The organism is Enterococcus sp. NBRC 3427 (assembly GCF_007996925.1).
Classification (GTDB): Bacteria; Bacillota; Bacilli; order Lactobacillales; family Enterococcaceae; genus Enterococcus_B; species Enterococcus_B lactis.
The window spans coordinates 46,889-72,468 of the sequence record NZ_BJLL01000001.1 but is presented as its reverse complement, the minus strand read 5'-3'; the positions used below and the strand labels follow the sequence as shown (position 1 = coordinate 72,468).

Below are 25,580 nucleotides of genomic sequence, written 5' to 3'. Positions count from 1 at the left end.
AATGGAAAAAGAACGCGTAGATGTATTAGCGGTCAAACAAGGATTATTTGAAACAAGAGAACAAGCCAAACGTTCAGTTATGGCTGGTTTGATTTACAACGAAAAAAACGAGCGGTTTGATAAACCGGGAGAAAAAATTCCAGTAAGTAGTGAATTAAGAGTCAAAGGTAAAAAACTTCCTTATGTTTCTCGGGGTGGATTAAAATTAGAAAAAGCGCTCAAAGCATTTGATCTATCTGTTGAAGGAAAAACATTGTTAGATATCGGTGCTTCCACTGGCGGATTTACTGATGCAGCTTTGCAAAATGGCGCAAAAATGAGTTATGCTTTAGATGTCGGTTACAATCAGCTAGCTTGGAAAATCAGACAAGATCCTAGAGTCGTCGTAATGGAAAGAGTGAATTTTCGTTATGCAAAACCCGAAGACTTTACCTTAGGAATTCCAGAAGTTGCTGTTATCGATGTTTCTTTTATTTCACTAAAACTGATGCTGCCTCCATTACATGCTATTTTAAAAGAAGAGGGAGAAGTGATTGCCTTAATCAAACCCCAATTCGAAGCAGGCAGAGAAGCTGTAGGGAAAAACGGAATTGTTCGTGACGCACAGACCCATCAAAAAGTTTTAGAAGACATTTTGTCATTTGCGGCACAAGGTGGATATGATGTGCTGGAAGTAAGTTATTCTCCGATCACGGGAGGAGAAGGAAATATCGAGTTCTTGGCTCACTTGAAGAAAGTACCTGAAAGCGGCACGATCAATCCAGCTATTAATATGGCAGAAGTGGTTTCAAACGCACACGAACAGTTTGACCATAAATAAATTGTAACTGTGAAAATCAAGTGAGAAGTGTGCGGATTCTTCTTTATTATACCAAGGAAATAAGCTATCATTGGTTAAGAAGAATAAGCTAAGGAGCGAAGACGTAATGAGAAAAAAAGATCGGCATCGTTTGATTACTCGATTGTTGAGTGAGCAAGATATCCGAAAGCAGGAAGAATTTGTTGAAATCCTGAAAAGCAAAGGAATATCTGTTACTCAAGCTACGATTTCCAGAGATATAAAGGAACTGAAACTGATTAAGGTACCGGCCTCAGATGGCGGCTACCGTTATAGTATACCAGCTGAAACAAATGAAGATGTAAATACTAAATTGGAAAAACTGTTAAAAGACGCTTTCGTAGCAGTTGACCAAATGGAAAAATTTGTTATTTTGAAAACTTTGCCGGGGAATGCTTCGGCAGCAGCGAATTTGATCGATAAGCGCTACAAGAAAGAATTATTTTCGATTATCAATGATGACGATAATGTTTTGATGATTACACGAACTGAAGACCAGGCAGTTTTATTAAAGAAAGACTTCCTGCATTACCTTTAAGTTGAGGAGCGAATGTGATGCTACAAGAAATCAGTATTACTAACTTTGCGATTATTCCGGAATTGCGGCTTTCTTTTCACGAAGGAATGACCGCGCTGACCGGAGAGACTGGTGCGGGTAAATCCATCATTATCGATGCTTTAGGTTTGTTAGCAGGAGGAAGAGGTTCAAGCGATTATATACGTCAAGGCGCAGAAAAATGCATTCTTGAAGGATTGTTTGAACTTCCGAAACAAGAAGGATTCTCTGAATTGATGGTTGAATTAGGTATCGAAACGGATGAAGACAATCTGATCGTTCGAAGGGATATGTCGTTGACTGGAAAAAATGTTTGCCGAGTGAATGGTCATATCATCACGCTAGCTAATCTAAGGAAAATCGGCAGTTATTTAGTGGATATCCAAGGGCAAAACGAACATCAGGAACTGCTCCAGCCTGAATCACATCTTGCTTTATTGGATCGTTTTGGAGATGCAGCTTTCCAACAGAAGAAAAAGAGTTATCAGCAAGAATATACCTCTTATCGTGAGCTGGAAAAAAGGGTACGAAAAGTGCAGCAAAATGAAAAATCCTATGTTCAGAGAATAGATATGCTTCATTTCCAGCAAGAAGAAATAGCTGCTGCTGATTTGCAAGTCGGAGAAGAAGAGAAATTAAAAGAAGAAAGAGAAAAACTTAGCAATTATCAAAAAATTGCTGATGGATTAGCTGCAGGCTACGGAGCACTGACGAATAATGAACAAAACAGTGTAGATGGTGTTGGCTTGGCCGTTGCAGAATTGCAAGGGATCGCACATCTAGATGTGGAGTATGAAGCAATTTATGAAAATATCCAAAGTGCTTACTATTTGCTACAAGATGCAATCGGCGACATGAGTCGTCAAATCGATTTGTTGGAGTTAGATGAGAGTCGTTTAGAAGAAGTGACGCAACGTTTAGAATTAATCCGACAGTTGAAACGCAAATATGGCGAATCCATTGAGTCGGTATTGGCTTACTATGACGAAATCACCGAAGAGCTAGCTTCTTCTGATTTTTCAGAAGGTCAATTGGACAAAATGAAAGAGGAACTAGAGCAAAAAGAGCTTCTACTTCAGCAACAAGCCGCAGATCTTCATGAAGCGCGTAAAAAAATCGCAAAAGAATTGGAAAAATCCATTCTGCATGAATTAAAAAGTCTGTATATGGAAAACACTGAGTTTGAAGTACGTTTCTTAAAAGAAGAAAACAGACAATTGAATCATGATGGGTTTGACCAAATCGAATTCTACATTACGACCAATCCAGGAGAACCGCTGAAGCCTTTAGTGAAAGTCGCTTCTGGTGGCGAATTATCTCGGATGTTACTGGCTTTGAAAACTATTTTTTCTTCTGAGCAAGGTGTGACAAGTATTATCTTTGATGAAGTGGATACAGGTGTAAGTGGAAGAGTTGCACAAGCCATCGCGGATAAAATTTCTCAAATATCGAAATACTCTCAAGTTTTGTGCATCACTCATCTGCCGCAAGTCGCCGCAGTCGCCGACTATCAATATTATATCGTGAAAGCAGTGATTGATGGTCGTACGCAAACATCTGTTTCAGAATTGAAAACAAAAGAAAGAGAAGAAGAAATTGCACGTATGCTAGCTGGGAGTGAGATTACAAAGCTGACACTCGAACATGCAAAAGAACTATTGCAACTCGCAAAAAGGACCTGAGCCACTGTAGTGGTTCAGGTCCTTTTTAGCAGCTGATAGCTATATTTTATTTTTTACATGACACTCATGACAGCAGTCAATACAACAGACCCAATCGTTAAAATCAGCATCGTCCAAATGACAAATTTTGTTACTTTAGCAAAAGTACTTGTTTGTTTTTTTTCACGCATTGTTTTCAACCTCGTAATTAATTAGTTAATCCAAGTGTACAATCTTTTTGTCTTTTCTACAAGAGGTCTTTTTTATAAAAACTTCCCTTTTTTTAAATAATAGGTAGTTACGATACAAATAAATAATGTTAATAGAACTAGCCAGATAAACGCATCATCTCTTTCAGCAATGGGTAGCTTGATGTTCATCCCATAGATACTTCCGACGATTGTTGGTATAGTTAATATAATCGTTAAAGAAGTTAAAATTTTCATAATATTATTCAAATTATTCGATACAATTGCTGAAAAAGTCTGATTCATTTGTTCTACTAGTTTTAATTGAATGCGAGAAGTAGTCATTGCTTGCTCTGTTTCTACCAATACATCACGCAGATGGTTTTTCAACGCATGATTTTCTTGGAAAAGTTGATTTTGCGCTAATTCTTTCAATGCATCTAAATTAGCAGAAGTCGCTTCTCTGAAATAAACAAGGCTTTTTTGGATATCCATGATTTGATAAAGTTGTTTGTTTTCAGTTGATACTTGAAGTTTGGCTTCCAAAGTATCGCATTGAGATTGAAGCGTAGCTAAATAACTGTTATAAGACAGTGTAACCTGCCAGATGAATTGAAAGAAGATATTGAGATTGGGTGAAACATCGCTTTTTGGAAAGGTTTGACTAAAGACTTTCTTTAAAAATAGTGGTTCATGATTCGTAATTGTGATAAGCTTCTTTTTGGGCGTCAAAATGATAGAGAGCGGGTATGTATCCACTTGAAAATAACCGCTAGGGCTTGTTTTAGCAAACGGATATTGCAACAATAATAATGCTGGTTTTGTCAACTTTGATTGATTGAATTCTTCTGTACGGGAATTTTCTGCATCGTCCAATATGGAAGTGATGTAATCTGACGGAATTTCAAATTGATGTGTCAGCTGATGAATCTCTTCTTGATTGGGACGTTCTACACAATACCAGATCGTTTGGTCAGTTTCCTTTCCGGTATTACGCAGTTTCTCATTATCTAATGTAAAATATTTGATCATGATTTTCCTCCTGTTGCCTGTTTCTTTTATTATAACGGATAGGGAATTGGAATACATGGAATGTGTTTGTAAGATATAGAATATAACTGCATAAATTTAAATAAAATGAAACAGTTGTGTAAAGTATATACAGTATACTTGAAGCAACGATAAAAAAGGAGTTTACGTTCATGGGCACATTCACACCACTTATCTTGTTTTGGTATATTTACCCGGTAATCGTTTTGTTTGGTTGCCAATTTCTTGTAAAATTATTTTCGTTAAATCGTCGTTTTAAAATAAAAGCCCCTGATTTGGCGATTCCTTTTTTGTGGGGCGGTATGCATGCGTTGTCTAGAAACACAGCGACAATTTCTATCCTGCCGTTTTTCTTTATTTCTGTTTTACTAATGGGCATCTGTATTGCTGTTTTCCAAGCATATTATTATGAAGAAATCATTTATCCGCGTTATTTCAAGATGACTTGGCGTTTGGTTTTTCTGCTGACAATCGTCTTGTACGCGGTCTTGATCATTGTGAATATACTTTCTTACCTATGAAAAAAGCAGAAAAGCTGTAAAAAGTCTTTTAAAAGGCTTTTTACAGCTTGATTCTTAAAAAAATGTTTATGAATAAAAAAAGTTGTTCCCGGATTTCCTAGAAAAGGTGGTAGAAAGTGGGGGATTGTGGTAGACTAATTTTAGTTAGTGGAGGAATGGGGGGCTTTCAATGTTGATGGGTGAATTCCAACATAATATTGATGCAAAAGGACGTTTAATCGTTCCCTCAAAACTTCGTGAAGAACTTGGCGAAAAGTTTGTTCTGACACGCGGATTGGATGGTTGTCTTTTCGGCTATCCGATGAGCGAATGGGAAAATCTGGAAGCTAAGCTGAACGAAATGCCGTTGGCTAAAAAAGACGCACGTACATTTGTGCGATTCTTCTATTCGGCTGCCACTGAATGCGAACTTGATAAACAAGGACGGATCAATATACCAAGCACGTTAAGAAATTATGCAGCTTTGACAAAAGGGTGCGTAATCATCGGTGTATCTAACCGAATTGAAATTTGGGATGAGACACGATGGGAAGATTTTTCTGCAGAAGCAGAAGAGAATTTTGACGAAATTGCTGAAAATATGATTGATTTCGGACTATAAGAATAGGAAGAGGCTGACTAATGACTGAAACATTTCAACACTATACAGTCATGTTGAAAGAAACGGTAGATGGATTGAACATCAAACCGGATGGCGTTTATGTAGACTGTACACTCGGCGGTGCCGGACATAGTGAATATTTATTGAGCCAACTAAGTTCTAAAGGGCACCTGTATGCGTTTGACCAAGATCAAAAAGCAATCGATCACGCCAAGCTGCGTTTGGCTTCTTATGTCGAACAAGGGATGGTCACATTTATCAAAGCGAATTTCAGAGAATTAGAAGAACGTTTGAGTGAGTATGTAGATAAGGTAGACGGTATTTTGTATGACTTAGGGGTTTCCTCTCCTCAACTAGATGAAGCAGAACGTGGATTTAGTTATCATCAAGATGCACCCTTGGATATGCGTATGGATCAGTCAGCTCCTTTATCCGCTTATCACGTAATTAATGAATATTCCTACCATGAATTAGTAAAGATTTTCTTCCGCTATGGCGAGGAGAAATTTTCCAAACAAATTGCTCGTGAAATCGAACGAGTACGAAAAACAAAACCAATCCAAACAACTGGTGAGCTTGTCGAAATCATTAAACAAGTCATCCCAGCTCCCGCAAGAAGAAAAGGCGGGCATCCTGCAAAAAGAATTTTTCAAGCTGTGCGGATTGCAGTAAATGACGAACTTGGTGCCGAAGAGGCCTCTTTAGAACAGGCAATCCGGTTATTGAAAGTCAATGGAAGAATCAGTGTGATTACATTCCACTCATTAGAAGACAGAATTGTCAAAAGTATGTTTAAAGAATATAGTACGGTACAAGATTTACCACCGGGACTTCCTGTCATACCTGACGAATTTCAACCGGAACTGAAAGTCATTACTCGTAAACCAATCCTTCCTTCAGAGGAAGAGTTAGCAGAAAACAATCGATCACGCAGTGCAAAGTTACGTATTGCAGAAAAAATAAGAATGAAAGAGGAGTAGAATGATGGCAGAATTAAAGAAAATGCAAGAGTACGAATATGATTTACCTGAATTGGTGGATCAGCCAGAACAACAAATGCCAGATTCTTCTTCGAATCAAGAAATCATTCTTCCACAATCACCAGCAAAACGATTGAAGCAGATTTCTGCTTTGGAAAAAATTGCTGTGGCAAGCGTGGCGATTGCTATTGTTGCTTTGTGTGTGTTAACAGTCATGTTGCGTACAAATATCAGCGGAGCTGAAAAAGAAATCACGTCAATACAAACAGAAATCAATGATAAAAAGCAAGAAAAAACGAGTTTAGAACAAGAAAAAAATGAACTTTCTCGTACTGAACGGATTAAACAAATCGCAGAAGAAAAAGGATTGTCTATTAACGACGACAATTTAAGGAAAGTGAAGTAAATGAGTCTTAAAAATAAAATTCGGCGGTTTTTGGAAAAGAAAAATCTAAATCCGATGAACAATCGCAAAAAAGTAGGTATCATTTTATTTGCTACGAGTATTGGATTGTTCTTTTTATTTGCCGTCCGTTTCTCGTATATCGTTATTGGAGGTCATGTTGCTGGTACCTCATTAGCTGAAAAAACAAAACAGTTGTACCAAGGAAGTGAAGTAGTAAAAGCAAAAAGAGGAACGATTTATGATCGTAACGGTGTGGCGCTCGCAGAAGATGCCTCCTCTTATTCAATTAAAGCGATACTCTCAAAAACATATACTTCTGGGGATAAAAAACTGTATGTCGAAGAAAAGAATTTTGATAAAATAGCAGAAATCCTGCATAAGAATCTTTCTATAGACAAAAAAGATGCACTGAATATTTTAGAAGACGGCGCAAAAAAAGAGCTGTATCAAGTTGAATTTGGTAGCTATGGGAAAAATATCTCCCAAGAAACCAAGCAAAACATCGAAGCAGACATGAAAAAAGAAGGTGTCGCTGGTCTTTACTTTGTCGACCATCAGGCTCGGATGTATCCAAATGGCGTCTTTTCTTCTCATTTTATCGGATACGCAGTTCCAGACAAAGATGAGAATGGCTTAGTAGGTAAACTAGGTTTGGAGTCTGCTTACAATGATATTTTGAGCGGTAAAGATGGTAAGATTATTTATCAAAAAGATAATTTTCAAAATCCTCTGCCAGGTACAGTAGCAGAAGAAGAAAAAGCTGTCGATGGACAAGATATCTACACGACTTTGGACAGCAGACTACAAAGTTATTTGGAAACACTGATGGATCAAGTAAATGAAGAATATCAACCGGAAGAATTGACAGCAGTCTTGATGAAAGCAAAAACTGGAGAGATTTTGGCAATGGGGCAGCGTCCTACTTTCAATCCCGAAACAATGGAAGGTTTGACTGGAGAAGATGCTATCTGGCGTAATTTCTTGGTACAAGATAGTTATGAGCCAGGATCAACCATGAAAGTTTTCACTACTGCAGCCGCTATCGAAGAAGGAGAATTCAATGAGAATGAAACCTTCCAATCTGGAAAAATCCAAGTAGAAGATGCGACGATCAATGACCATGACTTTGGTGAAAAAGGTGTGCTGACCATGCGTCAAGCTCTTTCATGGTCAAGTAACGTCGGGATGGTTATACTGGAACAGCGATTAGGCGGACGATGGTATAATTATTTACAAAAACTAGGATTTGGACAAAGTACCCATTCTGGATTAGATGACGAAGTAAATGGTGCTTTGCCTACATCAAATATTGTCGACCGAGCAATGAGTGCTTATGGACAAGCGATAGGTGTGACGAATTTCCAAATGATGAAAGCTTTCACTTCTATTGCGAATAACGGTACAATGATTCAACCTCGATATATCAGCAAAGTAGTGGATCCTCAAACTGGAGAAGAGCGAACAACTCAAACAGAAGTTCTAGGTCAACCTTTTTCAAAAGAAACAACAGAAAAAGTCCGTGAATATATGAGAGATGTTGTCGAAAGCGAAAACTACGGTAGTGCTTATGGTGTATATAGTGTACCTGGATACAACGTATCGGCAAAAACCGGAACAGCCCAAATCGCTTCTGATACAGGGGGATATCAAACAGGAGATACAGCCTACCTGTATTCGATTGTGGAGATGGTTCCTTCTGAAGATCCAGACTATGTCTTGTATCTAACAATGAAACATCCTAAGACATATGATCGAATGGCTTTGGCTAAAATCGCAAATCCATTGATGAAACGGGCAATGGATTTTAAAGAAACTGAAGAAGATGCGGATACAGAAACCAAAACAGAAAAAGTATCCGTAGCCGATTATCGTAATCTAGAAGCAGATGTTGCAGCAGCGGATGCTCAAAAAAGCGGACTGCAACCTGTCGTTATCGGTAACGGGAAAAAAGTACAAAAACAATCTACTGCCAACGGTGATCAGTTGATCTCTGGAGAAAAACTGATTCTATACACTGGTGGCGACAAGCTGATGCCTGATGTAACGGGATGGTCAAAAGCAGATATCATGAAGCTAGGGAAAATCCTTGGTATCGAAGTTAGTTTTGATGGGGATGGTTATTGTGTCAAACAAGAACTTGCTCCATATGAAAAAATCACAAAAGACAAACTTAATTTTACTTTAGAAGAATAAGAAGAGAAATAGGAGAGAAAAGAGCATGGAATGGACACAAGCATTGATTCCCATTGTCAGCAGCTGTGCAATGACGATTGCCGCAATGCCGCTATTTATTGGTTACTTTCAAATGAAAAAGCAAGGTCAGGCGATTCGCGAGGAGGGACCAAAGTGGCACAATATCAAAGCCGGAACTCCTACAATGGGCGGCTTAGTGTTTCTGATTGGCTCTATTTTGACAGGGATTTGGGTTGGAGCTTGGCAAAAACAGCTGACTCCTACTCTTTTCATCTTGCTTTTTGTATTAGCATTATATGGAGTAATTGGGTTTCTTGATGATTTTATAAAGATCTTCAAGAAAAGAAACATGGGGCTGAACTCGAAACAGAAACTGATTGGACAGATTCTAGGAGGAATCATCTTTTATCTTGTTTACCGTTCTGAAGGCTATCCAGGTGTATTGAATTTCTTTGGGCTGGATCTGCCTTTAGGAATCATTTATGGGATTTTCGCTATTTTCTGGCTTGTTGGATTTTCAAATGCGGTCAATCTGACGGATGGTATCGATGGATTAGTTGCTGGCTTAGGCAGCATCTCTTTTGCAGCTTACGGTCTGATTGCTTGGCATCAGCATCAGTATGATGTATTAATCATTTGTCTCAGTGTTTTAGGTGGTTTACTTGGATTCTTCGTCTATAACCGGAAACCTGCCAAGATTTTTATGGGAGATGTCGGTTCATTAGCTTTGGGCGGACTTTTAGCGGCAATTTCTATGATGCTGAACCAAGAGTGGACATTGCTTTTGATTGGCTTGATTTATGTTATGGAAACTGCAAGTGTGATGCTTCAAGTTACATCCTTTAAACTTACGGGAAAACGAATTTTTAAAATGTCTCCAATCCACCATCATTTTGAAATGTGCGGATGGTCGGAGTGGAAGATTGATACAGTTTTTTGGTTTATCAGCATTGCGACTTCATTGATCACATTATGGATCGTTTGGTAGGAGATGACGGGAAATGAAAAAAATATCAACATATGAAAATAAAAAAGTGCTTGTCTTAGGACTCGCAAAAAGCGGAGTAAGTGCGGCCAAATTATTACATGAATTGGGCGCACTTGTCACCGTTAATGACGGAAAACCTTTTGATGAAAATCCGGAAGCACAAGAATTGCTTTCTTTAGGGATAAAAGTAATAACAGGTAGTCATCCAATCGAATTGCTAGATGAAGAATTTTCGTTGATGGTCAAAAATCCTGGGATTCCCTACAGCCATCCTTTAGTAGCAAAAGCCCAAGAAATGGGTATTCCGGTAATTACGGAAGTGGAGCTAGCTTACGAAGTAGCGGAATGCCCAATTATTGGGATTACAGGAACGAATGGAAAAACCACGACAACAACGATGACTGGACTACTACTGAATGCAGGCGTAGACAAAGGAGTTGCACGTCTAGCAGGAAATATTGGGTATCCAGCAAGTGGTGTCGCGCAAGAAGCGAAACCAGAAGATAAAATCGTGATGGAGTTATCTAGTTTTCAACTCATGGGAATCACAGATTTCCATCCTCATATAGCGGTGATCACCAATATTTATGAAGCACATATTGATTATCATGGGACAAGAAAAGAATACGTCAAAGCTAAATGGAACCTTCAAAAAAATATGACAGCTGAAGATTATCTGGTTCTTAACTGGAATCAGTCAGAACTACAAGAATTAGCGCAAAGAACAAAAGCACGGGTCCTGCCTTTTTCGACAAAAGAAGTGTTGGAAGACGGTGTGTATGCTGACGATCACGCAATTTATTATAGAAAAGAAAAAATAATGGAAATTTCTGAACTTGGCGTACCAGGTACGCATAATGTAGAAAATGCGCTAGCTGCTATTACTGTAGCAAAATTGTATGGTGTATCAAATGAAGCTATACGACAAACGTTGCATTTATTCCATGGCGTGCCACATCGTACGCAATATGTAGGAGAGATCCAAGGCAGAAAATTTTATAATGATTCAAAAGCAACCAATATTTTAGCGACTAAAATGGCTCTAAGCGGATTTGAAACGGCTAAGGTCGTGTTATTGGCAGGCGGATTAGATAGAGGAAATACATTTGATGAATTAGTTCCTTCATTAAAAGGAATCAAAGCAATGATCGTATTTGGTCAAACAAAAGAAAAATTGATTGATGCTGGAAAAAAAGCAGGCATCGAGACGATAGTAACAGCCGATTCTGTAGAACAAGCAGTTCCTTTAGCATTAGAAAACAGTACAGATGGTGATGTGATTTTATTATCACCAGCGAATGCCAGCTGGGATCAATACCCTAATTTTGAAACTAGAGGAAACCGATTCATGGAAGCAGTGAATCAATTAAAATAGAAAAAGTAGAAGCGAGCGATAAAAAATGAAAATTTTGGTTACAGGCGGAGGAACGGGAGGACATATTTATCCAGCTCTTGCCTTTGTCAACTATGTGAAGACTCAAGAACCGAATGCTGAATTCATGTATGTGGGAGCAAACCGTGGTCTGGAAAATAAAATTGTCCCTGATACAGGAATGCCTTTCCATACTTTGGAGATTCAAGGCTTTAAACGAAAAATTTCCATGCATAATATCAAGACAATCCGATTGTTTCTTAAGAGTATCCGTCAAGCAAAAAAAATCCTCAGTGATTTTCAACCAGATATCGTTATCGGTACTGGAGGATATGTTTCCGGAGCGGTAGTGTATGCTGCAGCAAAAATGGGAATTCCAACTATTATCCATGAACAAAACAGTGTACCAGGTGTTACCAATAAATTTTTAAGCCGATATGTGGATCGGATCGCTCTTTCATTCAAAGATGCGGCTCCTTTTTTTCCTGAAAACAAATCAGTCCTTGTAGGTAATCCTCGAGCACAAGAAGTAGCAGATACTAAAAAATCAGATATTTTGAAAACATTTGGGTTGGATCCAGAAAAGAAAACAGTCTTGATTTTTGGCGGCAGTCAAGGAGCACTTAAAATCAATCAAGCGGTATCGGTTTTTTTAAGTGAATATATTCCTTCATCTTATCAAGTCTTATATGCTTCAGGAGAAAGATATTATGAAGAAATCCTAAATAAAATAAATCCTGAAATACAAAACATTAGTGTCCAGCCTTACATCAAAAACATGGCAGAAGTCATGGCTTCGAGCGATCTGCTGGTGGGACGTGCTGGTGCAACTTCGATCGCAGAATTTACAGCTTTGGGGCTTCCGGCAGTGTTGGTTCCCAGTCCATATGTTACGAATGATCATCAGACTAAAAATGCAATGAGTCTTGTTCATGCAGGAGCAGCAAAAATGATTGCGGATAATGAGCTAACGGGTGAATCACTAAGTCAGACAATTAACGAAATCATGGATGACGAAGAATTGCAAAAGCAAATGTGCCGAGCTTCTAAAGAACAAGGCATCCCTGATGCTTCAAAACGTCTTTATGACGTAGTGAATCAAATAATCAAAAAATAAAGGCGGTGGTCTTAGTGAGTAAGAAAAAAGAACCTAAAAAATTGTCTCATTCGTCTTCTGATGAAAACAATTTGACTCCTTGGCAAAAGGCTAACCGAAAATATCTGGCAGAACAAGGGATGAAAAACCAAGAGCCAAAAAAAGAAGACACACCATTAGACACACCCCTTTCAGATTCTGAAGAAGAAAGAACGGTTCAAGAGGAACAGCAAGAAACAAGCCAGTCAGAAAGCCAGTCCGAGAAAAAAATCGAATTTTTTGAAGAGATTAAGCAAAAGAAAAACGGTGGCCCGTATAACGGTTCTTTTTTGAATCGTCTCCCCAATTTAAAAAGTCAAAGGCACAAAGTACTGTTTCGTCGGTTAGCATTGATTATTACTGTATTGGGCATACCGCTGATTTTTTTAATCTATTATGTTTCTCCTTATAGCAAGCTACAAGCAGTTGCAGTGTCAGGTAATAAGGTAGTCAACAGTCAGGAAATCATCTCTGATACCAAATTGTCATTGGGAGAAAATGTCTGGGGGCAGTATTTCGATCGATCCACTTATATCGAACGGCTAAAAAAAGCACAGCCGAGAATCGAAAAAGCAGCTATACACTTCAAAGGGATAAATGAGTTCGATTTGGATGTGACAGAATATAAAGAAATCGCTTTGATTGCAAAAGATAATCAATACTATCCAGTAATTGAAAATGGAACAGTATTAGATGAAAAAGTAGCAAATCCTACAAAAAATCTCCCTATCTTGGAAGAGTTCAAAGATTCAGCAAAAATCAAAGAATTAACAAAGCAATACAATCAGTTATCATCAGAATTGCAAAAAGCAATCTCTGAAATCAAGTATACACCAAGAGCAAGTAATAAAAACCTGATCCAATTGAACATGAATGATGGCAATCAAGTCATTGTAAATATCAATAATCTTGCGAACCAAATGAAATATTATTCGCAAGTAGCTAAAGACATGGATGAAAAAGGTGTGATCGACATGGAAGTTGGCATCTACTCATATCCTTACAGCAGTACTCAAGAAACGGCAGAATCGGACCAAGCGGAAGAAACAACCGGAAGTGAAGAAAACGCGGATCAAACAAATGGGTCAAGTGAAGAGGCAGAAACGCAAGCAGCAGATACACCTGAATCGTCTGATACAAACGGCTCATCTGATTCAAATAATTCAAGTGAAGCAAGTCAAATAGAAGACAATCCAAGTACAACTCCGTCAAGTTTAAATGAAAATTGATAAAACAACTTTAAAAAGTAAGAATGTACTTTCTAAAAACCAGTAATTTATGGTAGAATTGAAAGCAGTGAATATATCTATTAATAAGTATATTTTAAAACGGACGCTAGTTGTTCGCTTGTATATGGAATAGTAAGTAGGAGGGAATCCCATTCATGGCAAAAACAGGAATGTATGTAGGCCTTGATATTGGAACGACATCTGTTAAAGTTGTCGTGGCTGAATATATCGACAGCCAAATGAATATTATTGGAGTAGGAAACGCAAAATCAGAAGGGATTAACCGAGGCATTATCGTTGATATCGATAAAACGGTCCAAGCGATACAACGAGCAGTACGACAAGCAGAAGAAAAAGCAGGTATCCAGATCAAAGGCGTAAGTGTCGGTTTGCCAGCAAACATGCTTGAAGTAGAAAATTGCCAGGGAATGATTGCAGTTAACGGAGATTCAAAGGAAATCACCGATGAAGATGTCAGAAATGTGGCTTCTGCTGCCCTTGTTCGTTCAATACCTCCTGAACGTCAAATCGTGTCAATTTTGCCACAAGATTTTACTGTCGATGGATTCGAGGGGATCAAAGACCCTCGTGGAATGATCGGCGTAAGATTAGAAATGTACGGTCTGTTGTTTACCGGACCAAAAACGATCATCCATAACATACGTAAATGTGTGGAAAATGCCGGATTAATCGTCAATGAAATGGTGATTACTCCTTTAGCGCTGACAGAATCAATTCTTTCTGACGGAGAAAAAGATTTTGGTACGATTGTTATTGATATGGGTGGTGGCCAAACGACAACGGCTGTTATGCATGATAAGCAATTGAAGTTTACCAGTCTCGACCAAGAAGGTGGCGAGTTTGTCACTAAAGATATCTCTATTGTATTAAATACGTCTTTTAACAATGCAGAAGCGTTGAAAATAAATTACGGGGATGCATATCCAGAACGGACATCACCAGATGAAGAGTTTCCAGTAGATGTAATTGGTCAGTCAGAACCAGTGAAAGTCGATGAACGCTATTTGTCAGAAATTATTTCAGCTCGTATGGAACAGATTTTCAACAAAGCAAAAGATGCATTGGACCAAATCGAAGCATTAGAGTTGCCAGGTGGCGTCGTATTGACAGGCGGAGCTGCTAGTCTTCCAGGTGTTGTGGACTTGGCACAAGAAATCTTCGGCGTAAATGTGAAACTGTATGTTCCAAATCACATGGGACTGAGAAACCCGGTATTTACAAATGTAATAAGTATCGTTGATTATTCAGCAAACTTGAGCGAAGTGTATCAATTGGCAAAAATTGCTGTTACAGGTGAAACCTCAGCAGCTCGCCAAATGGTAGTTGAACAAGAAACAACAAACACATATGAAAGCTATGAAGCACCTGAAGAAACAGTCTACGATGAGCCGGAACCAAAAGAATCCGGAGAAAATGTAAAAAATAAAATCAAGGGTTTCTTTACAAATATTTTTGATTAATTCATCCTGGGAGGAATAAGATATGGAATTCTCAATTGATAATAATATCAATGACGGCGCAGTAATCAAAGTCATCGGAGTCGGCGGTGGCGGTGGAAATGCTGTGAACCGAATGATTGAAGAAAACGTCAAAGGTGTTGAATTCATTACAGCCAACACAGACGTGCAAGCATTAAAAAATTCAAAAGCTGAAACAGTTATCCAATTAGGACCAAAATATACTCGTGGTTTAGGTGCTGGTTCTCAACCAGAAGTTGGACAAAAAGCGGCAGAAGAAAGTGAACAATCCTTACGCGAAGCTTTAGACGGTGCAGATATGATTTTCATCACTGCAGGAATGGGTGGAGGAACTGGTACAGGTGCTGCACCAATCGTTGCAGGGATCGCTAGAGAACTGGGCGCATTGACTGTTGGTGTCGTTACACGTCCATTCACTTTTGAAGGACCTAAACGTGGCCGTTTTGCTGCAGAAGGTATCGCTCGTTTGAAAGAAAATGTGGATACATTATTGATTATCTCAAATAACCGTTTACTGGAAGTTGTAGATAAAAAGACACCAATGCTTGAAGCTTTCCGTGAAGCAGATAACGTTTTACGTCAAGGTGTACAAGGTATCTCTGACTTGATTACGGCACCAGGTTACGTTAACCTTGACTTTGCTGACGTGAAAACAGTGATGGAAAACCAAGGTACAGCATTGATGGGGATCGGTGTAGCTAGTGGAGAAGATCGCGTAGTAGAAGCAACGAAAAAAGCAATCTCCTCTCCATTGCTTGAAACATCTATTGATGGAGCGGAACAAGTACTTCTTAACATCACAGGCGGTTTGGATATGACATTGTTTGAAGCACAAGATGCTTCAGATATCGTAGCAAATGCAGCAACTGGTGATGTAAATATTATTCTAGGTACATCTATCAATGAAGAAATGGGCGATGAAATCCGCGTGACGGTCATCGCAACAGGTATCGATGAATCAAAAAAGGAGCGCAAGTCTAGCCGTCCAGCTAGACAAGCACAAATGCAATCACCTGCTCAAAAGACTGTATTAGATATGGATCAAGCTAAACCAACTTCTGCAGAAGAAGAAAACAGTTTTGGCGATTGGGATATCAGACGTGAACAAAATGTTCGTCCTAGAGTTGATGATTCCAATTTTGACAATATCGAAAAAAAAGAATTTGATACATTCAACCGCGAAGAAACAAAATCTCATGGCGATGATGAATTAAATACGCCACCGTTTTTCCGTCGTAAAAAATAAAGGAGAGGAAGAGCACATGATTGCTGACAACTTGCAGAAAATCAAGCAAGAAATTCAGGATTCGTGTGCTCTTGTTCATCGTGATCCGAAAGAAGTTACATTAGTAGCTGTAACAAAATCTGTTGAATCAGCTCAAGCTGAAGAATTGGTCAGAGCTGGCGTTATGAATTGTGCAGAAAACCGAGTAGATAAACTATTACAAAAGAAACAAGATTTATTTGATTTTCCCGAAATAAAGTGGCATTTAATTGGTAATTTACAGCGCAGAAAGGTAAAATTGATTGTAAATGAAATTGATTACTTTCATGCGTTGGACAGTTTAAGATTAGCAGAAGAAATCCAGAAGCGGTTAGAGAAAGAATTATCCTGTTTTATTGAAGTAAATGTTTCTGGTGAGGAATCAAAACATGGAATTTCACCAGATGAGCTTTTACCGTTTGTGGAATCTTTAGCTGCCTGCACAAAAATCAAGGTTGTTGGGTTAATGACTATGGCGCCTAAAGAAGCTTCTGATGAGCAAATCCATAAAGTGTTTGGTACGCTGAAAGAATTGCGTGATCTTGTTCAAGCAAAAGGTTATGCCCATGCACCATGTAATGAATTAAGCATGGGGATGAGTCAGGATTTTCAAATTGCGATTGAAGAAGGTGCAACATTTATCCGTGTAGGAACAGCGCTATTCAAAGACGAATAAAGGAGGAACAAAAATGCCGCTTTTAAACAGAGGAGCAATTGCTAATTTTTTCGGATTAGCTGATGAGGAAGAGTACGAATACCAAGATTATCCTGAAACAACAAAAAAGGCTGTACAGCCAACTAAAAAAAATACAACACAGAATCAACCATCTCATTCTGTATCTGCTGCGAATACTCATGAGAAACAAAAAACGGCGACTTCACGTCCTGTAACGCATGAAAGTATTCAGCCGGCTGAAAAGAAAAAAGTAATTGAACTACATCAATCACCTACAAAAACTGTAGCAAAAGAAAGAACAGCTTCAAGAACGGCTACACAACCTAAAGCAAATCTTGCGGGAAAAATCACTGTGATGGAACCAAGAGCTTATTCTGAAGCGATGGCGATTGCTAAACGAATCATCGCTGGTGAAGCAACCTTAGTGAATTTTCATTTAGTGGAAGAAAAGCAAGCGAGAAGAATCGTTGATTTTCTAACAGGAACAGTTTATGCATTAGATGGAGATATCAAACGCGTTGGAGATGAGATTTTTCTTTGTACACCGACAGGGATGGAGATTGACAGTTCAACCGCTCAATCTTTTGCAGATGCGAATTTGTTTGATCTGTAAGAGGAGGAACTACGATTTATATTATTGCGCTATTACTTCATTTAATTCAACGGGCAGCCTATTTCTATAGCATTATCTTGATGGTATATGCTTTGCTTTCTTGGTTTCCAGGCGGTTATCAATCAGGGTTAGGACGGTTTTTAGCTAAGATCTGTGAACCGTATATCAGTTTATTCGATCGTCTGCCTTTAAGAATCGGTCCTTTGGATTTCACGATTTTAGGGGCCATTCTAATCTTGAACTTAGCCGTACAAGGATTAGCACAGATCGTTATATGGATAACTATCCATTTAGTTTATTGATTCAAGCAACAAAATCTTTATTCTCAGAATAGATAGGAGGGGAAAGTTTTGGATGCAAATGTATACCAGCACTTTCGGGCAGATGAACGTACATTTATCGACTCAGTAGGTGATTGGATTGAACAAGTTCAAGGACAATATGCGCCATATCTGACTGAATTTCTTGACCCCAGACAATCCTATATTTTAGAAACACTGATTCGGCAAAGTAGTGATTTGCGTTTCATGTTTTATGGTGGATATGAACAGGCAGAAAGAAAAAGATGTTTGATTTTCCCCGATTATTACGAACCTGTAGAGGAAGATTTTGAAACAGCATTGTATGAAATCCATTATCCTAGCAAATTTGCCAGTCTAAGTCATGGGAAAATCCTTGGGACTTTAGTGGGAACGGGTATCAAACGCTCTTACTTTGGCGATATCATCTCAGATGGCGATCGCTGGCAAGTATTTATTGCAAATGAGGTGGATCATTTTGTTGCTACACAAGTAACAAAGATTGGAAAAGTTGCTGTACGCTTGGAACCAATCAAATACACAGAAATGATTTTGCCGAAAGACAGCTGGACACAAGAAAGAGGAACAGTTAGTTCCATGCGACTGGACAGTGTGATCTCTGAGATTTATAATATTTCCAGACAGCGGTCCAAGCAGCTAATTGAAGCTGGTAAAGTAAAAGTGAATTGGACAGAAAATACAAGACCTGATTTTGTACTTGAACTATTAGATATTATTTCAGTCAGGGGTTACGGCAGAGTCCAGATCCAAGAACTTGAGGGGAAGACGAAAAAAGAAAAGTACAGGGTGTTGTTCGGTGTATTACGTAAATAAAATAAAAAGGTGGTTTACTCATGGCTTTAACTCCATTAGATATCCAAAATAAGACATTCCCAACAAAAATGCGGGGATATAATCAAGACGAAGTAGATGATTTCTTAGATTTAGTTGTTCGTGACTACGAAGAATTGACTCAAAGAAACCGTGAATTAGAAAAAGCAGTCAAACATTCAGAAGAAAAACTTGAGTATTTCAATGAATTGAAAGATGCATTGAACCAATCGATCATCGTAGCTCAAGACACAGCGGATAAAGTAAAAACAAGTGCAAGTAAAGAATCTGAAGTGATCGTTACTTCTGCACAAAACAAAGCAGATGAGTTAGTTGCGAATGCTGAAAAACGTGCACACCAATTAACAACTGATGCAGAAGAAAAAGCAAGAAAAATCTTGACAGATGCAACAGAAAAAGCAAGACAGCTTGCGACAGAAACAGAAGATCTTAAGAAAAAGACACGAGTATTCCATCAACGTATCAGCTTGATGCTTGAATCTCAATTGGAACAAGTGAAAAGCCCAGAATGGGACGAAATTTTACAACCATTCTCTAGCTATGTGACTGACAGCCACGAAGTGATCAAAGAAGTTTTAGCAAAACAGCTTGACAACGAAAATGATACTGATGTAAACTCAGACACAGGAGTCATAGAAGCACCTATGACGGCATTTGATACACAGGCTATCGATATCTCAATCGTACCTGGTGAAAATGAAAACGAGTAGAACAGAAAAGCACTTTGTTATTCTTAAAGCGAGCCGATGAGAGTGGAAGATCGGTAAGACACTGCATCGTGAAAGATCCTCTACTTGAGACTGCTTTTCTGAAACTAGAGTAAGAAGCAGCGGCTGACCTCGTTATTGGTCACAGAGAGTTTGCATTAGATAGATGCAACTAAATTTGGGTGGTACCACGGCATGTTCGTCCCTTGCGGCTGAACATGCCTTTTTGTGTCCGGAAAATAAACGAAGGAGTGAATGGTTGAATGAAAATGAAAGAAACCTTGCAATTAGGAAAAACAAAATTCCCTATGCGTGGTAATTTGCCAAACCGAGAAGGCGAATGGCAAAAAGAATGGGAAAAAAATCAAATCTACCAAAAAAGACAAGAATTGAACGAAGGAAAACCTAGCTTTGTTCTTCATGATGGACCTCCTTATGCCAATGGTAATATCCATTTAGGGCACTCATTGAATAAAATCAGTAAAGACATTATCATTCGTTCAAAATCAATGTCTGGCTATCGCGCACCATATGTTCCAGGCTGGGATACACATGGATTGCCAATCGAACAAGTGTTGGCTAATAAAGGCGTGAAACGTAAAGAAATGTCCATGGCAGAATATTTGGAAAAATGTCGTGAATATGCACTTTCCCAAGTAGATAAGCAACGAGAAGATTTCAAACGCCTAGGGGTTGCAGGAGATTGGGAACATCCCTATGTCACATTAGACCCTTCGTATGAAGCTGCACAAGTACGCGTATTTGGTAAAATGGCTGAAAAAGGCTATATTTACAAAGGATTGAAACCCATTTACTGGTCTCCGTCAAGTGAGTCTTCTTTAGCGGAAGCTGAAATTGAATATAAAGATGTAAAATCCCCATCTATTTTTGTAGCTTTCAATGTCAAAGACGGCAAAGGCATCCTTGATGAAGATACAGCTTTCGTCATTTGGACGACAACGCCATGGACATTGCCAGCAAACCAAGGTATTGCTGTAAATCCCAAATTTACGTATGTACTGGTCGAAGCTGATGGCCGTAAGTTTGTTGTAGCAAAAGATTTGCTAGAAACAGTTCAAACAGAAATCGGTTGGGAAAATGTAACGGTTCTAAAAGAATTTGCTGGCCAAGAAATGGAATATATGACTGCAAGTCATCCATTCTATGACCGTGAATCGCTCGTAATTTTAGGTGACCATGTTACTTTAGACGCTGGTACTGGATTAGTCCATACTGCTCCAGGACACGGGGAAGATGACTATATCGCCGGTAGCAAATATAAACTATCTGTAGTGTCACCTGTAGACTCAAAAGGGTTGTTTACAGAAGAAGCTCCTGGATTTGAAGGAATCTTTTATGATAAAGCAAATCCTATGATTACTGATTTATTAAAGGAAAAAGGAGCTTTGCTGAAACTAGATTTCTTTACCCATAGTTATCCTCATGATTGGCGGACGAAAAAACCTGTGATTTATCGTGCAACTCCACAATGGTTTGCATCTATCGATAAATTCCGTCAGAATATTTTGGATGAAGTAGAAAAAGTAGATTGGGTTATTCCATGGGGAAAAACACGTTTATATAATATGATCCGTGATCGCGGCGACTGGGTCATTTCTCGTCAACGTGCATGGGGAGTGCCGCTTCCGATTTTCTATGCTGAAAATGGTGAAGCAATCATCACGCCAGAAACAATCGAACATGTAGCAAAATTATTCGCTGAACATGGATCAATCATCTGGTTTGAAAAAGAAGCAAAAGAACTTCTTCCTGAAGGATTTACTCACCCAGGTTCTCCTAATGGCGAATTTACAAAAGAAAAAGATATCATGGATGTCTGGTTTGATTCTGGTTCTTCTCATGAAGCTGTTTTACGTCAACGACCAGAATTATCATTCCCAGCAGATATGTACTTAGAAGGATCAGACCAATATCGTGGCTGGTTCAACTCAAGTATCACGACAAGTGTGGCTATCAATGGCGTAGCACCATATAAATCAGTTATTTCGCAAGGATTTGCTTTAGATGGCGAAGGCCGTAAGATGAGTAAATCTTTAGGAAATATCATTGCACCAGAAAAAGTGATCAAACAATTTGGTGCAGATATCCTTCGCTTGTGGGTATCTAGTGTCGATTATGAAGCAGATGTTCGTGTATCTATGGATATCTTAAGTCAAGTGGCAGAGGTATATCGTAAGATCAGAAATACGATGCGTTTCTTATTAGCGAATACAGAAGATTTCGATCCTAAAAAAGATACTGTTTCGTACAATGATTTACGCTCTGTAGACAAATACATGACCGTACGATTGAACCAAGTAATCAAAGAAATCAGAGAAGAAGGATATGACAAATATAATTTCATGCATATTTACCGTACAGTTATGAACTTCTTGACTGTTGATCTATCGTCCTTCTACCTGGATTTTGCTAAAGATGTGGTTTATATTGAAGCAGAAGATGATTATCAACGTCGTTGCATGCAAACTGTTTTCTATCAAACAGCTGTAGCTTTGACGAAACTATTGACGCCTATCATTCCACATACGGCGGAAGAAATCTGGTCATTCCTGAAAGAAGAAGAAGCATATGTTCAGTTAAGCGAGCTTCCTGGCTATGAAGAGTTTGCAAACCAAGAGGAATTGATGGACACTTGGGCTGCTTTCATGGATTTCCGTGACAAGGTCTTAAAATCATTGGAAGAAGCAAGAAATAGCAAATTGATTGGTAAATCATTGGAAGCAAAACTAACTGTTTATCCAAAACAACAAGTTCGTGAAATGTTAAAAGCTTTGGATGCAGATATTGCACAATTGCTGATTGTTTCCCCAGACTACTTTGAAGTAATGGAAGCAGATGTACAAGTGCCAGATAATGCTGTGGTATTTGATGATGTTGCTATTACAGTGGAAAAAGCAGACGGAGAAACGTGCGATCGCTGTCGTCAAGTTCGTAAAGATGTAGGAGTAGATGAAAAACTTCCTCATCTATGCGGTCGTTGTGCAAAAATCGTTGAAGACTTCTATCCCGAAGCTGTAGCTGAAGGATTCGAAGAAAAGTAAAATGGAAAAGGGGTTGTGACATGTTTTTTGTCACAACCCCTTTTGTTATCAATCGATTAATTTTCCACGTTCGCGATACCAGTTATCTGGTTGCCAGATCCATTCGAATCCGTCTTTTTCAAGTAGTTCGAAAGCTGCTTTAGGCCCCATTGATCCGGCTTTGTAGTTTGGAAAGTCCGGTTGTGTTTGGTCCCAAGCTTTGCGAATGACATCCACGATATGCCAAGATTGAGCGACTTCTTCCCAATGAGAGAAATTGGTTCCATCACCATTCAACGCATCTAGCAGTAATTTTTCGTAAGCTTCTGGGCTATTTTCAACCATTTCTGCACTATTTCGAAATTCTAATTTGATTGGTTCCGTTTCAAACCCCTGACCTACTTCTTTTCCATTCAGGGATAAAGAAAATCCTTCAGTTGGCTGGATATAGATCGTTAGAACATTCGGTGGGAGTGTCGTATCGTCACATGGTTCATCGACAGATGTTTTGAATACATTAACAGGAACCTGTTTGAACACGATATTGATCCGAGTACCTTTTTCAGTCAAACGTTTGCCTGTACGCACATAGAAGGGAACACCAGACCAACGGAAGTTGTCGATAGTGAATTTTCCTGCGACGAAGGTTTCGGTCTCTGATTGAGCATCCACTTTGTCTTCTTCTCGATAACCTTTGAATTGTACGCCATCTAATTCACCTTGAGCATATTGTCCACGAACGAAGTTTTCTAACACTTCTTCTTCGTTGTAGATGCGGATTGCTTTCAATGCTTTGATTTTTTCTGTACGGATTTCTTTTTCGGAAAATGCTACTGGTGGTTCCATTGCAAGTAATGCTACAACTTGCAGAATATGATTTTGCACCATGTCTTTCAGTGCGCCACTATGATCGTAGTAGCCCCCGCGATCTTCTACACCAAGGTTTTCACCAAAAGTGATTTGGATATTATCGATATAACGATTATTCCATTGAGCCTCAAAAATATTATTGGCAAAACGGATAGCTGAGATATTTTGGATCATTTCTTTCCCTAAATAATGATCGATCCTGAAAATATCTTGCTCTGGGAATACTTCTCTGATTTGCTGATTCAATTCGAAAGCAGATTGGTAATCCGATCCAAATGGTTTTTCTATAATCAAACGATTGAAGCCATTTTTTGTCATAATGTTTTGTGATTTTAAATGAGAAACGATCGTTCCAAAAAATTGAGGTGCCATGGCCAAATAATAGACGCGATTGCCGTTTAACTGATAGTGTCCATCTAATCGGTCAGACAATTCTTTTAATGTTTGATAATGTGTTGAATCATTTACATCATGGGATTGGTAGTAAAAATGACTAGCAAAAGTAGTTGCTTCTTCATCAGAAGGATTCAATGCACGGATCGTTTCTTTGACAACTTCACGGTAGTGTTCATCGCTCCAAGGACGGCGAGCGGTCCCGATCACGGCAAAATGCTCGCCTAAATTTCCTTTTCTGTAAAGGCGGAACAAAGACGGGTACAATTTACGTTGGGCTAGGTCACCTGTGCCGCCGAATATCGTAAACAATACATTTTTTTCATTAGACATGTAGATACACTCCTTTATATTTTATCGACAAAAATCGTGCTGGCCGCCTTGAAGCTGACGGGTATTTTCTTTCTATCATTTTGGATAGTGATTGGTCCTTCATAAGCTGCGATATCAACGATCTCATACTCTTCGTTGATATTCAGGTCAATTGTGACTAAGTAATCCAACAATTCTTTTTCATCAAGCACTCGTGCAATACGCACTTTTGTACCGACAGGATAGGATTCTAGTGTTTGCCGGCGTTCTTCATGGACGACTTCCTCTTTTTTAGGAATCGATCCTCCATGAGGACAATGTTCAGGATGATTCAAATAGTTTTCTAAATGATCTGCAAGATGTTCCGAAGTCACATGTTCCAATACTTCAGCATCATCGTGGACTTCATTCCAGCTATAGTCTAAATGTTCAACTAAAAAAACTTCCCATAAACGATGTTTGCGAATCAAACTGCTAGCTTTTTGCAGTCCGCTTGCAGTCAATTGTACACCTTGATAAGGGGAATGTTCTACAAGCTCTTCTTTCACAAGTTTAGAAATCATTTCACTGACAGATGCAGCTGAGACATCTAGGCTAGATACGATTTGTTTATTGTTGACTTTCGTTGTATCTCCGCCTAGTTCTAAAATGATTTTCAAATAATCTTCTCGATTTGGTGTCATATTCGATCATCCTTTCATGGTAAAAACCATCATTAGTAAGTGTAACAAAAAAAACGTTAATTGACTATTTTTCTAAATAAAAAACAAAGGATTTTTGGACGTTTTTACAACAAAAAACGAAAGATGAGAAAGAAGACTCATACTTTCGTTTATAGATATATATTGGGAGGTGTCTATTTTTCAGATGTCAACTTATACGAGACATCTGCAGATTCATCATAAAGAGTTTGTTCGGGATAAGAAAAGACAAGATAAAAACCGTATTGATCACGTACGACTAAACGCTGTTCATCTATTTCTACCACAGATGTGCCAAGTGACTGACCGTTGATCAAAAACGTGTAATCAGATGTAATCTGTAATTGTTGTTTTTGCTGGCTATCACTGAAGAACCATGTACCTTGATACCTCGAGAGTCTTTCAGATTTTTCTGCTTGTTTTTTCTTTTTCAAGTAAATCCAACTTGAGAGAACGGCAACGAGTGAACCAAGAAAATAGATCATTTTTTTTATCACCAAATCACTCCTTTATGAGAAAATCATCGTATAGAAACATTCTTCCTTCTTTATTCCATTGTACCGAATAAAAACTAAAATTTCTCTAAGACTTTCGACTGGTTTTTTTACTGTTTTTCCACAAATTATGATAGGATA

25 protein-coding genes are annotated in these 25,580 nt (G+C 38.6%); 20 read left to right on the top strand and 5 right to left on the bottom strand.

The window, feature by feature from the left end; translation table 11 throughout:
• Position 1: 1 nt before the first annotated feature.
• The 3 genes from ESP02_RS00350 (at position 2) to recN (ending at position 3,076) form a co-directional block, all read left to right on the top strand.
• The gene (locus ESP02_RS00350; RefSeq protein ID WP_002310269.1) at positions 2 to 820 is read left to right on the top strand and encodes a TlyA family RNA methyltransferase; all 819 of its coding nucleotides are present in this window, start codon (positions 2 to 4) and stop codon (positions 818 to 820) included.
• 106 nt (positions 821 to 926) lie between these two features.
• On the top strand, positions 927 to 1,376 hold the full coding sequence (locus ESP02_RS00345; protein WP_002286653.1) for an arginine repressor: 450 nt from the start codon (positions 927 to 929) through the stop codon (positions 1,374 to 1,376).
• 17 nt (positions 1,377 to 1,393) lie between these two features.
• On the top strand, positions 1,394 to 3,076 hold the full coding sequence (recN, locus tag ESP02_RS00340) for a DNA repair protein RecN (RefSeq protein WP_002375273.1): 1,683 nt from the start codon (positions 1,394 to 1,396) through the stop codon (positions 3,074 to 3,076).
• A gap of 53 nt (positions 3,077 to 3,129) precedes the next feature.
• On the opposite strand, the gene ESP02_RS00335 is transcribed toward recN, so the two are convergent.
• A complete protein-coding gene (locus tag ESP02_RS00335; RefSeq protein WP_002291876.1) occupies positions 3,130 to 3,246 on the bottom strand; it encodes a DUF4044 domain-containing protein in 117 nt (38 codons plus the stop codon).
• Positions 3,247 to 3,318: 72 nt separating this feature from the next.
• Complete coding sequence (locus tag ESP02_RS00330; protein WP_025478577.1) at positions 3,319 to 4,275, bottom strand: magnesium transporter CorA family protein; 957 nt, start codon at positions 4,273 to 4,275, stop codon at positions 3,319 to 3,321.
• Between the two features lie 170 nt (positions 4,276 to 4,445).
• Here ESP02_RS00330 and ESP02_RS00325 point away from each other — a divergent pair, with 170 nt between their 5' ends.
• From ESP02_RS00325 to ileS, 17 genes are all read left to right on the top strand, one after another.
• Entirely contained in the window at positions 4,446 to 4,814 is a 369-nt protein-coding gene (locus ESP02_RS00325; protein WP_002291871.1) for a DUF3397 domain-containing protein, read from the top strand.
• 169 nt (positions 4,815 to 4,983) lie between these two features.
• Positions 4,984 to 5,415 carry a division/cell wall cluster transcriptional repressor MraZ gene (mraZ, locus tag ESP02_RS00320; RefSeq protein WP_002291870.1) on the top strand — a complete coding sequence of 144 codons (432 nt, stop codon included), beginning with the start codon at positions 4,984 to 4,986 and terminating at the stop codon, positions 5,413 to 5,415.
• Positions 5,416 to 5,435: 20 nt separating this feature from the next.
• On the top strand, positions 5,436 to 6,395 hold the full coding sequence (rsmH, locus tag ESP02_RS00315) for a 16S rRNA (cytosine(1402)-N(4))-methyltransferase RsmH (protein WP_002375271.1): 960 nt from the start codon (positions 5,436 to 5,438) through the stop codon (positions 6,393 to 6,395).
• A gap of 4 nt (positions 6,396 to 6,399) precedes the next feature.
• On the top strand, positions 6,400 to 6,801 hold the full coding sequence (gene ftsL / locus ESP02_RS00310) for a cell division protein FtsL (RefSeq protein ID WP_002297992.1): 402 nt from the start codon (positions 6,400 to 6,402) through the stop codon (positions 6,799 to 6,801).
• Positions 6,802 to 8,994 (top strand): penicillin-binding transpeptidase domain-containing protein, encoded by a 2,193-nt coding sequence (locus ESP02_RS00305; RefSeq protein WP_002375270.1) that lies wholly within the window; start codon positions 6,802 to 6,804, stop codon positions 8,992 to 8,994. It begins immediately after the preceding gene.
• Positions 8,995 to 9,019: 25 nt separating this feature from the next.
• A complete protein-coding gene (gene mraY / locus ESP02_RS00300; protein ID WP_002375269.1) occupies positions 9,020 to 9,982 on the top strand; it encodes a phospho-N-acetylmuramoyl-pentapeptide-transferase in 963 nt (320 codons plus the stop codon).
• A 13-nt stretch (positions 9,983 to 9,995) separates the two neighbouring features.
• Complete coding sequence (gene murD, locus ESP02_RS00295; protein WP_002315409.1) at positions 9,996 to 11,357, top strand: UDP-N-acetylmuramoyl-L-alanine--D-glutamate ligase; 1,362 nt, start codon at positions 9,996 to 9,998, stop codon at positions 11,355 to 11,357.
• A 25-nt stretch (positions 11,358 to 11,382) separates the two neighbouring features.
• On the top strand, positions 11,383 to 12,471 hold the full coding sequence (gene murG, locus ESP02_RS00290) for an undecaprenyldiphospho-muramoylpentapeptide beta-N-acetylglucosaminyltransferase (protein WP_002375268.1): 1,089 nt from the start codon (positions 11,383 to 11,385) through the stop codon (positions 12,469 to 12,471).
• A 14-nt stretch (positions 12,472 to 12,485) separates the two neighbouring features.
• Complete coding sequence (locus tag ESP02_RS00285) at positions 12,486 to 13,718, top strand: cell division protein FtsQ/DivIB (protein WP_025478576.1); 1,233 nt, start codon at positions 12,486 to 12,488, stop codon at positions 13,716 to 13,718.
• Positions 13,719 to 13,873: 155 nt separating this feature from the next.
• Complete coding sequence (ftsA, locus tag ESP02_RS00280) at positions 13,874 to 15,199, top strand: cell division protein FtsA (protein WP_002291855.1); 1,326 nt, start codon at positions 13,874 to 13,876, stop codon at positions 15,197 to 15,199.
• Between the two features lie 22 nt (positions 15,200 to 15,221).
• Complete coding sequence (ftsZ, locus tag ESP02_RS00275; RefSeq protein WP_002291854.1) at positions 15,222 to 16,463, top strand: cell division protein FtsZ; 1,242 nt, start codon at positions 15,222 to 15,224, stop codon at positions 16,461 to 16,463.
• A 16-nt stretch (positions 16,464 to 16,479) separates the two neighbouring features.
• The gene (locus ESP02_RS00270) at positions 16,480 to 17,157 is read left to right on the top strand and encodes a YggS family pyridoxal phosphate-dependent enzyme (RefSeq protein ID WP_002310280.1); all 678 of its coding nucleotides are present in this window, start codon (positions 16,480 to 16,482) and stop codon (positions 17,155 to 17,157) included.
• 13 nt (positions 17,158 to 17,170) lie between these two features.
• Positions 17,171 to 17,770, top strand: a complete 600-nt coding sequence (locus tag ESP02_RS00265; protein WP_002375266.1) for a cell division protein SepF — start codon at positions 17,171 to 17,173, stop codon at positions 17,768 to 17,770.
• 23 nt (positions 17,771 to 17,793) lie between these two features.
• Positions 17,794 to 18,072 (top strand): YggT family protein, encoded by a 279-nt coding sequence (locus ESP02_RS00260; protein ID WP_033583228.1) that lies wholly within the window; start codon positions 17,794 to 17,796, stop codon positions 18,070 to 18,072.
• A 48-nt stretch (positions 18,073 to 18,120) separates the two neighbouring features.
• Complete coding sequence (locus ESP02_RS00255; protein WP_002375265.1) at positions 18,121 to 18,903, top strand: RNA-binding protein; 783 nt, start codon at positions 18,121 to 18,123, stop codon at positions 18,901 to 18,903.
• Between the two features lie 20 nt (positions 18,904 to 18,923).
• Entirely contained in the window at positions 18,924 to 19,631 is a 708-nt protein-coding gene (locus ESP02_RS00250; protein ID WP_002286622.1) for a DivIVA domain-containing protein, read from the top strand.
• A gap of 260 nt (positions 19,632 to 19,891) precedes the next feature.
• Positions 19,892 to 22,690: an isoleucine--tRNA ligase gene (gene ileS, locus ESP02_RS00245; protein ID WP_002375264.1), complete on the top strand. Its 2,799-nt coding sequence runs from the start codon at positions 19,892 to 19,894 to the stop codon at positions 22,688 to 22,690.
• A 48-nt stretch (positions 22,691 to 22,738) separates the two neighbouring features.
• On the opposite strand, the gene zwf is transcribed toward ileS, so the two are convergent.
• The 3 genes from zwf to ESP02_RS00230 all read right to left on the bottom strand — a co-directional run bounded on the left by zwf (position 22,739) and on the right by ESP02_RS00230 (position 25,430).
• Positions 22,739 to 24,265: a glucose-6-phosphate dehydrogenase gene (gene zwf / locus ESP02_RS00240; RefSeq protein ID WP_002291842.1), complete on the bottom strand. Its 1,527-nt coding sequence runs from the start codon at positions 24,263 to 24,265 to the stop codon at positions 22,739 to 22,741.
• A 14-nt stretch (positions 24,266 to 24,279) separates the two neighbouring features.
• Positions 24,280 to 24,927 (bottom strand): metal-dependent transcriptional regulator, encoded by a 648-nt coding sequence (locus tag ESP02_RS00235; protein ID WP_002286616.1) that lies wholly within the window; start codon positions 24,925 to 24,927, stop codon positions 24,280 to 24,282.
• 173 nt (positions 24,928 to 25,100) lie between these two features.
• Positions 25,101 to 25,430: a DUF4828 domain-containing protein gene (locus ESP02_RS00230; protein ID WP_002375263.1), complete on the bottom strand. Its 330-nt coding sequence runs from the start codon at positions 25,428 to 25,430 to the stop codon at positions 25,101 to 25,103.
• Positions 25,431 to 25,580: the final 150 nt, after the last annotated feature.